6 protein-coding genes and 1 pseudogene are annotated in these 7,969 nt (G+C 54.2%); 6 read left to right on the top strand and 1 reads right to left on the bottom strand.

Translation table 11 applies throughout. The features are described from left to right. Nucleotides 1-216: 216 nt before the first annotated feature. The 5 genes and pseudogenes from QPM17_RS23155 to QPM17_RS23135 all read left to right on the top strand — a co-directional run bounded on the left by QPM17_RS23155 (nt 217) and on the right by QPM17_RS23135 (nt 6,106). Nucleotides 217-1,218, top strand: a pseudogene (locus QPM17_RS23155) (IS630 family transposase). A gap of 210 nt (nt 1,219-1,428) precedes the next feature. After that, on the top strand, nt 1,429-3,192 hold the full coding sequence (locus QPM17_RS23150; RefSeq protein WP_285394112.1) for an EAL domain-containing protein: 1,764 nt from the start codon (nt 1,429-1,431) through the stop codon (nt 3,190-3,192). A 60-nt stretch (nt 3,193-3,252) separates the two neighbouring features. Further along, nucleotides 3,253-4,122: a CHAD domain-containing protein gene (locus QPM17_RS23145; RefSeq protein WP_285394111.1), complete on the top strand. Its 870-nt coding sequence runs from the start codon at nt 3,253-3,255 to the stop codon at nt 4,120-4,122. 134 nt (nt 4,123-4,256) lie between these two features. Then, a complete protein-coding gene (locus QPM17_RS23140; protein ID WP_285394110.1) occupies nt 4,257-4,535 on the top strand; it encodes a hypothetical protein in 279 nt (92 codons plus the stop codon). Next, nucleotides 4,535-6,106 (top strand): hypothetical protein, encoded by a 1,572-nt coding sequence (locus QPM17_RS23135; protein ID WP_285394109.1) that lies wholly within the window; start codon nt 4,535-4,537, stop codon nt 6,104-6,106. The genes QPM17_RS23140 and QPM17_RS23135 overlap by 1 nt, the downstream gene beginning before the upstream one ends. A 3-nt stretch (nt 6,107-6,109) precedes the next feature. On the opposite strand, the gene QPM17_RS23130 is transcribed toward QPM17_RS23135, so the two are convergent. Next, on the bottom strand, nt 6,110-6,451 hold the full coding sequence (locus QPM17_RS23130; RefSeq protein WP_285394108.1) for an FAD-linked oxidase C-terminal domain-containing protein: 342 nt from the start codon (nt 6,449-6,451) through the stop codon (nt 6,110-6,112). 284 nt (nt 6,452-6,735) lie between these two features. Between QPM17_RS23130 and QPM17_RS23125 the strand changes: the two genes are divergently transcribed. After that, nucleotides 6,736-7,131: an ectoine synthase gene (locus tag QPM17_RS23125; RefSeq protein WP_285394107.1), complete on the top strand. Its 396-nt coding sequence runs from the start codon at nt 6,736-6,738 to the stop codon at nt 7,129-7,131. Nucleotides 7,132-7,969 lie beyond the last annotated feature (838 nt).

Below are 7,969 nucleotides of genomic sequence, written 5' to 3'. Positions count from 1 at the left end.
CTGTTCACGTTGAACCAGAATAGGTGTTCACGTTCGTCCGGAATGGGTGTTCATGATGGGCCGGAATATGCACCAGATTGCAAATTCCTGGAGGCAAGCTATTTTTCGGCAGAAATTTGGCGAGATCCCTTCATTAAAGGAGTTAGTGTCTCTTAACAAAAGTTCGTCGAATCAATTGCAGCTTGGGGTTATTGCAGCATCGATGGAGCTACTGCAATGGGTCGACCCGTTATTCCTCTGATCATTACAGACGAAGAACAGGATGAGCTTAGCTCGTGGGTCCGTCGCCGGCAGATGCCAGCAGCCGAGCAGCAACGCGCACGAATGATCCTGTTGAGCACCGAGGGCCTGCCCGGAAGAGTGATTGCTGAGCGAGTGGGCGTCACGACAGAAACCGTCAGTAAGTGGCGTAAGCGGTTTGAACAGTTCCGCGTGGCGGGCCTGACAGACGCCCCGAGGTGGTCGGCCCCGCAGTATTGATGATAAGAAGGTGGCAGACGTTATCCACAAAACGCTCCAATCCAAGCCCAAGGATGCGACCCACTGGTCTACCACGCTGATGGCCAAGGAAACCGGGCTCAATGCCATGGCAATCAGCCGAATCTGGCGGGCGTTTGGGTTGAAGCCTCATCGCCTGGAGACCTTTAGCTCTCAACCGACCCCCACTTTGTGGCCAAGGTTCACGACATTGTTGGGCTGTATATGAATCCGCCTGACCGGGCTCTGGTCCTGTGTGTGGACGAGAAAAGCCAGATACAGGCATTGAACCGCACTCAGCCAGCGCTTCCGCTGTCGTTTGGCTACTCCGAAACCAGAACACACGACTACGTTCGTCACGGCACCACGACCCTGTTTGCAGCCCTGGACGTTGCCACGGGCGAGGTTATCGGACGCCTTCGCAAAGGAGACACTGCGCTAAAGAGTTTTTGACCTTTTAAAAAGAGATTGACCGGGAGGTTCCGGAAGATTTGGATATTCACCTCGTCATGGACAACTACGGCACCCATAAAACGGAAAAGGTTCGGGCCTGGTTTGCCGCCCGGCCCCGGTATCACGTTCATTTCACGCCAACAGCAGCGTCGCACCACTCGCGAGCTGGAGGCCTCCATTAAAGACTACCTGGCACGGTACAATGACGATCCCAAACCTTTTGTCTGGCGCAAAACAGCGGATCAAATCATTGAATCAATTGTGCGCCTATCTATCCGACAAACTTAATAATAAGACGAACGTTTGTTAAGGGACATCATGTCCAGTATTACGGCATACCTGCAATACGCCTGTCACATATCTTGCGCACCATGTCAGTCGTAAGTTCGTAAATTGGCACAACCGGATGTGAACCAACTGAATCAGCAGGTAGGGAACATGCGAGGGCAAGACGCAGGTTACACCTCTACGCCCCACTCACATCCAGAAGTGACAGATATGCAGAATTGCCTCAATCAGGAACTGAGACGCTTATTAACGGAAGAGACAATTACAACCCTCTTCCAGCCCATCGTAAATATAGAAAGAAAGTCCGTTTTTGGTTATGAGGCTCTCAGCCGTGGTCCCTCGGCCAGCAGTCTGCACGGAGCCCAGCTGCTGTTTGAAACCGCCGAGCGCTGTGGTCTGACGTCAGAGCTTGATGGTCTCTGCCTTCGGACGGCTGCACGAAGCTGGTCTGGCCAGGGCACACGGCTGAAACTCTTCGTTAACGTCAGCCCGGCCAAATTAATGCCACCGGAGTTCAGACCCGCACATTTGCAGGAGCTTCTTGAGACAAATCGACTGAAGCCGTCAGACATTGTGATTGAACTCTCGGAACGCTATCCCACCGTAGATCCGTCCGAGCTTCTGAAAACACTGTCCTGGCTGAAGAAGCAAGGGTTTCTGATTGCCATTGATGATCTTGGCAGCGGATATTCCGGACTCAAACTGTGGTCGGAGCTTAAACCGGACTTCGTTAAGATCGACAGGCATTTTATCAGAGACATACAGGACGACCTGGTTAAACGGGAATTTCTCAGGTCCGTTGTGGATCTGTCGGATCGTCTGGGCTGCAGACTGATTGCTGAAGGAGTGGAAACCGAGGCGGAATTCCGGGTTGTTGCAGGACTGGGCATATCGCTGGTCCAGGGCTTTCTGTTCGGTCGGCCCAAACAGATTGCGACCGCCTGCCTGAATCCGTTGGGCGTGCAGCCCTCCCCTACAATCAAAGTCTCCCGAGAGGAGACAGCTGGCTCCCTGATCAGCCAGATCGAGCCGATCACCTCCGACTCAACTCTGCAACACGCCTGGGAGCGTCTTCAAAGTGAGCCAAGCACGTTCTCGCTGCCAGTAGTGGATAATGGCCGCCCCCTTGGTCTGCTTCATAAATGGCGGGTTCTGGAAACGTTCAGCACGCCTTATGGCCGGGCACTGTATGAAAAGCGCCAGGTTACCCAGATGCTGAGCTCCGATGCCCTTATCGTGGACTACAACACACCACTGGATGAAGTCAGTCAGCGGTTGATCGACGACGATGCCCACTACCTCAAGCAGCACTTTGTTGTCACACACAACGACCGGTATGTCGGACTCGGATCCACCCGTATGCTGCTCAAACAGATTACTGCAAGAAAGATCGAAACAGCGCGCTATGCCAACCCACTAACCCTTTTGCCGGGCAACGTCCCCATTCAAAAGGCTCTGGCTGCGCGGACAGAAGAGGGACTTCCCTTCATTCTGGTTTACTTTGATATCAATATGTTCAAGCCCCTCAACGACCTGCTTGGCTACCGTGTGGGTGATCAGGTCATCCTCTTGCTCGCCGACCTGCTGCTGGAGTTCTTTCACGGCGATGGCGACTTCCTAGGCCATATTGGCGGGGACGACTTTGTCGTAATCAGCCCATCGCCCCTTGCCATTTCCAATGCCAAAGCCCTGCAAGCACAATTCGTCGATCAGACCCGGCGTTTTTATACGGATACTGTACTGCAAAACGGTTTCGTGGAATCCGAGGACAGAGGCGGGCACATCAATCGCTTTCCACTGGTATCCCTGGCAGCGGGCATTGTCCAAGTGGGCCCAGATGACCAGCGAACAGCCGATCAGATCTCCGACGCAGCCAGTTACGCAAAAAAACGGGCAAAGGCCTCTGCGGGGTCCTGTTTTATAGATTCACCTAGCCCCCCCCATGCCATCTCGCCCATGGCCAAAGTCCACTGAAACGAGCACATCATTTCACCCTCGACCTTTAACATTGTTCGGGTGAAGCGAGGTAACGTCATGCGGTACAGACTCACTCCCAACGGCAATTTTGCGAAGCATCTGAGACGGCTAATGCGGTCAATCAATGACGACATCGCTCTCTCACTTCTCCGAGCATGCCGGGATCCCGAGACTGGGGTTCATGAAGCTCGAAAAGGATGCAAGGAAATTCGGGCAGTGCTGCGCCTCGTCAAGCCTCATATGGATAAGGCGGACTTCAGCGACAACCAGTCGTTCTACAAAGAGGTCTCAGGCAAATTATCTGGCAACAGGGATGCGCTCGTTCGGACGAAAACCTGGAACCACCTCTTAGCTGAAACACTATCTCTGGAAGGCAAACCTGCGGATACAGTTGCTAGCTTTCTATCAGCACAAGCCCAGCTCGACCCCCTCGCAGAAAAAGGCAGTGACTTTTTCGTGGACCTTGCGTTGGAAGTCGATTCAAACAGCAAATCGCCGAAAGATTGGAGTCTTCCAAAATCCCTTTCTGATCTTGTCCCAAACCTCAAAAAAATCTATCAGGAAGCCCGTAAAGCAGAAAAGAAAGCTCGCCAATCTGAAGATATAGAGGACTTTCATGAGTTTCGGAAACGGTCCAAAGATCTCTTTTACTGCTTGAGAATCCTTCGACCGATGTTCGGAAAGGGCCTCAAATCGAAAGTGTCGCAGCTTCAGAATCTCACCGAGGCCCAGGGTGATGCGAACGACTATGCGGTTCTGACGGATTATCTCATCGACCACCGGGAGGCTCTGGAACTTGATGAAAAGGATTTTGAACTCGTAAAGCACGCCATTCAGGCAAAGCTCCACGACTTGCAGGACCGCGCGCACAGACAGGCGAAGAAACTTCTCTCCGACTCCCCGGGGGCCTTCATAAAACTGTTATGAATTTGGGGTAGAGCTGACTAGAGAACATTGAGGATCTAGACATGATGGATTGACCTGCCCGTCCTCAACGATCGTGGGTTATTGTTGAGGACGGAAAGAAACCAACAGCAGAGCCACTTTGAGGAGGGCAGGTCATGAATGAGTTTAAACCAGAAGCGGCCCGAATCGATACTGTTGCAGTGAGGCTGGAACTGCCCGGGCAGGAATGTTACGCCGCGTATGTGGGCCTGGACGTCCACAAGGAAACGATTGCGGTGGCGGAGCGGATCAAGACTGACCGCCGGGATGCATTGAAGCTGGCCCGCCTTGCACGCATCGCCTCCTGCTCCGGGCCGGACCAGCCACTGACATTAAACTTTCATATTGGACGTGTACAACGGTGCTCTCATCCGATCCCAACGGAGCAGCAGTAATGGCCGACGAATCCTCCCTACTGGTAGAAAAACTCTGGCGTCTGAAACGCCGTATCGATAAAGGCCAATGCCCTGGCGTGGATTTCGTTCACCTCAATGTCCTTCTCAGGGAACCGGGCTACCGAACGGATGTGCTCAGGCGCGTTGAAGCTAATGGCTCCCCAGAGCTCCAGGCATTGGCCCGCGAAATCATGGCCAACGATGACGGCTTGCCTTTAATGGCAAAGTCGCCGGACCAGACTCTTTCTGTCGGCGCGGAAAAGCCAGCTAAAAGCCGGGGGTGGTTCTGGCGCAATGCGCTGGTGCTCATTCCTGTTATCGGCGTTACCGTTGCTGGCTTTACCGCTTTTGAAAACCGCAGCGTGCGTATCAGCACCGATATTACCGCGGATACAGTCTGGGAGACGGGGCGTCGCTACGTGCTCGAAGACACGATTTTTGTTGAAGACGCTCATCTGACCATCGAGCCCGGCGTAACCGTTGAAGGCGAATCCGGGTCTGCACTGATCGTCACTCCCAGCGCCAAACTGTTTGCCCGCGGCAGCAGGAACCAGCCGGTGGTTTTCACAAGCAGCAAGGCACCAGGGCAGCGAGCCCGTGGCGACTGGGGCGGGGTGGTACTTCTGGGAAACGCGCCGGTTAACCAGCCGAACGCCGCCATTGAAGGTATCCCCGAAAGCGACCCTCGCGGGCAATTCGGTGGTAACGACGAAAACCACAGCTGTGGGGTGATGCAGTACACCCGCATTGAGTTTGCCGGATTCGAGGTCTATCAGAACAATGAACTGAACGGGCTTACTCTGGGTGGTTGCGGCTCCAACACCATTATTCAGCACGTGCAGGTACATCGGGCGCTGGACGATGGCATCGAGATGTTCGGCGGTACCGTCGACCTGAAAAACATACTGGTAACCGGTGCCGCTGATGACAGTATCGACTGGGACTGGGGCTGGCGGGGCCGGGTTCAGTTCGCCATTGTCCAGCAACACCGCGATGTGGGTGACAACGCTTTTGAAGGCGACAACAATGGCTCCAGCCACTCTGCCATACCGAGATCCGAACCCACGTTCTACAACGTTACTCTCTACGGCAATGGCCGCTCCGCGAAAGAGCACCGGGCAATACTGTTGCGTGAAGGCTCCGGCGGACATTTCCACAATATGATCATAGACAGCTTCGCCATTGAAGCCCTGGATACACGGGACGAGGTTACCGCTCTGATAGGCACAGGCGCACTGACGTTCAGTCACAACCTGCTTGCCAACAATGGCCGCCTTGGCAGCCTGACAATCGTTAACGAAACAGACGATGATGACTTCGGGTTCAATGAAGAACTGTGGATGCGAAGTCCGGAACACCAGAACACCATCCAGGTCGAAACCGGCCTGCAGCCATCAGTCAGTAACGAATCCTCCCCCCACTTCCGCCCCAGGGGTTCAACACAATCCATGACGTCGAAACGGCCACCCAAAAGCGAGTTTTTCGATGAATCTGCCGTATATCCTGGTGCTGTAAATCCCAGGGCCACGTCAACATGGCTTGAAGGCTGGGTTGCCTACCCGGAAGCCTGATGGCTATATCAGCACTCCCGGGTTCAACAGACCATCTGGGTCCAACGTCTGCTTGGCTGAACGCAGCACGTCAGCAAACAGCTCCAGCTCCGGCCTCTGGCGATCGTTGCCCGGCCGGTAATCGCGGCCCACGGCGTGGTGATGGGTAATGGTGCCACCCAGGTCGATCAGGGTTTCCATCACCGCAAGCTTGATCTCGTCCCACTGTTTGACCTGGTCGCCGCGCCGACCCGGGGCGATCACGGTGTAATAGGGGGCGGGGTCATCAGGGTATACGTGGGTGAAGCAGCAGGTGACCAAGGCCTTGCCGCAGATCTCCCGGACAACCCTGTTCACTGTAGCCATGACTCCCTCCTGAATCAATGGGATGGGCTTCTCCTCATCTTCATGATGGTTGACTAATCACTCACCATTTTGGCACGTAGATGCCGGTGAGGTGAGGAGGAGTCCATCCCATTGATTCAGGACCTTAGACAATAAAATACTTGACGAAATTTTGTTAAGGGACATGTCTAGAGGGGTATAACCAGTAGCGGGAGGAAAGGGCCGCTTGAAATATATAGATGCCTAATGTTAGTACTATAAGGTGTTTTAGCCCGATTCTGACCAACCAACCATGAGATACGCCCATGAAAATCGTTAAAGTTCAGGACATCATTGGTACCGAGCGTGAAGTCAGCGACAAGCAGTGGACCAGCCGCCGTCTGCTGCTCAAGAAGGACGGAATGGGATTTTCCTTCCACGAAACCATCATCAAGGCAGGCTCCGAGCACACTTTCTGGTACAAGCACCACCTGGAAGCCGTTTACTGCGTTGCCGGTAACGGGCGCATTAAGGACCTCGCCACGGGTGAAGTTCACGAGATTACCGACGGTACCCTCTACGCCCTGGACAACCACGACAAGCACACCCTGTACGGTGGCACCGAAGACATGCGCCTGATCTGCGCCTTCAACCCGCCGGTCACCGGCCAGGAAGTCCATGACGAGGACGGCGCCTACCTGTCGGACACCAGCGATAACTGATCCGCCCTGATAGGGCCGCTGATCTGACCGCTGGCACACCGCCAGCGCGCCTGCTGCCGGTGGCGGTGTTGCTTTGGCTGGCACGCCCTTACCAGCGAGCCCCGATCTTGGTGGCGCCACCACTGGCACGTTTGTCCCGCCTGCGCCTGGGCACCGGTAAAGAATGAGACGGGCTATGACCACAGCATGGCTGCGGCTAGCATGTGAAGGCGCTATCGGAAGCACACAAGTACGTTAAACAGAGTTTCCACAGAGGTAGCCACCACCGCAATAGAGGAGGGGGCCATACACGTCCAATAATTTCCTATGGTGACATGGGCCCGTGCACGCGGCTGTAAAGCGCGTTTTCAAAAATGAAGGGATCTCAACGGCGGAAGTAACCACCTGGAGATTAGTAGCAGACGATCAATCAGCCATTGGTTTACCGAGCGAACGAACCAAAGCGCTTAGTGCGTCTCTTCGAACTGACTTTCCGCTGTATGATCAGATGCGTGGTTGTATCGGGGTTTTCTTCACACCCAATTTATGAACGCTTGCATTTCATCTCTGCGGCCAAAAGCGGGAGATGATGACTTCAAGCTTTTTAGTGAGGTCAAAATGTACACTTTATTAATATCGGGTTGATCAACGGAGCAAATCCCTTGCTCCGATGTACTGGTGTCCATCTTGCAAAACTACAGCGAAAACTCCGTCAGTGATGACGTTGATATGACTCCCCACGTCACCGGCGAAACTTCGGAGTGTTTGGGGCGGCTGCTCATTGGTAAGCGGCCGGTAATCCCATCTTGAGCCTGGCGCTGCTGCCGTCAGGATAGTGTCCACTTATTTTCTAGTGGAC

The organism is Marinobacter azerbaijanicus (assembly GCF_030250645.1).
Lineage (GTDB): Bacteria > Pseudomonadota > Gammaproteobacteria > Pseudomonadales > Oleiphilaceae > Marinobacter > Marinobacter azerbaijanicus.
This window is presented reverse-complemented; position numbering and strand designations above follow the sequence as displayed.

Coding starts and splice junctions, on each gene's coding strand:
- QPM17_RS23150 (WP_285394112.1), top strand. CDS start 1,429: ATGCAGAATTGCCTCAATCAGGAACTGAGACGCTTATTAACGGAAGAG.
- QPM17_RS23145 (WP_285394111.1), top strand. CDS start 3,253: ATGCGGTACAGACTCACTCCCAACGGCAATTTTGCGAAGCATCTGAGA.
- QPM17_RS23140 (WP_285394110.1), top strand. CDS start 4,257: ATGAATGAGTTTAAACCAGAAGCGGCCCGAATCGATACTGTTGCAGTG.
- QPM17_RS23135 (WP_285394109.1), top strand. CDS start 4,535: ATGGCCGACGAATCCTCCCTACTGGTAGAAAAACTCTGGCGTCTGAAA.
- QPM17_RS23130 (WP_285394108.1), bottom strand. CDS start 6,451: ATGGCTACAGTGAACAGGGTTGTCCGGGAGATCTGCGGCAAGGCCTTG.
- QPM17_RS23125 (WP_285394107.1), top strand. CDS start 6,736: ATGAAAATCGTTAAAGTTCAGGACATCATTGGTACCGAGCGTGAAGTC.